We start from the raw sequence: 1,139 nt of genomic DNA, 5'->3' as shown, positions 1-1,139 counted from the left end.
GGCCCTTACCAAGTACAAGGACTCGCCCAAGAACGTGCTGCCGATATGGCAGTTGAAGAAATTAATAATAATGGCGGGATACTAGGAAAACCCATAAAGCTTCTTAAAAAAGACACTCAGTCAAAAGCCGCAATATCTACCACAAACGTCGTCCACATGATCGATGACCAGGGCGCAAAAATGATTTTTGGCGGTTCCTCTAGCGCTGTCTCTATTTCAGGTGGCTACGCTGCAAAAGCGCGTGACACTTTATACTTTGGCACGCTAACCTACTCAAATGCCACGACGGGGAAAGACGGTCATACCCACATGTTCAGGGAAAGTTATAACGCCTGGATGGGCGCTAAAGTGCTTTCAAAATACCTAAAGAAAAACTTCAAAGGTAAAGAGTTATTCTACATCACTGCAGACTATACCTGAGGCTGGTCGACTGAAAACTCAATTCGCAAGTTCAGCAAAACCAAAGACAAAAAAGCACACCAGCGCGCACTTGTCCCCTTCCCTGGTGCGACAAAGCAGGACTTCAAGGCGGCCTTAGACGCAGCGAAAGAAGAAGTACCCGATGTATTAGTGTTGGTTTTATTTGGCGATGATATGGCAAAAGCCTTAAAAATGGTCACCGCCATGGGGCTTAAGAAAAAAATGTCTATCGTCGTACCTAACCTGACCTTAGGCATGGCCAAAAGTGCTGGACCTGAAGCAATGGAGGGCGTTGTTGGTGCTTTACCCTGGGCATGGAATATACCAGAACAATACAATTATGAAACAGGCAAAAAATTCGTTGAAACCTTTAGCAAACGCTATGACGCCTACCCTTCTTCTTCCGCAGCTTCGGCATATTCAATTTTATATCAATACAAAGACGCCGTAGAACGCGCAGGCAGCTTTGAAACAGCCAAGGTTAGAAAAGCTCTGGAAGGCCATAAATATTCTTTGTTAAAAGATGAGCAGGAATGGCGAGCTTTTGACCAACAAAATATTCAGACAGTCTATGCTGTGAAAGGTAAGACTAAAGAAGATATTTTAAAAGATAAATACCAGTCAGATTACTTCGAGATTCTAACAAGTATGAGTGGCGAAAAAGCCGCAAGAACCCAGCGCCAATGGAAGAATGACCGATTTAAAGCAAACAAATCATC

At 43.8% G+C, this 1,139-nt stretch carries 1 pseudogene; it reads left to right on the top strand.

Features of this window, described 5'->3' with window-relative positions:
* Nucleotides 1-1,139, top strand: a pseudogene (locus A3766_RS28710) (ABC transporter substrate-binding protein); the annotation flags it as partial.

Source organism: Oleiphilus sp. HI0132 (assembly GCF_001635845.1).
The sequence above is the reverse complement of the archived record's forward strand: the minus strand, read 5'-3'. Positions and strand labels throughout refer to the sequence as shown.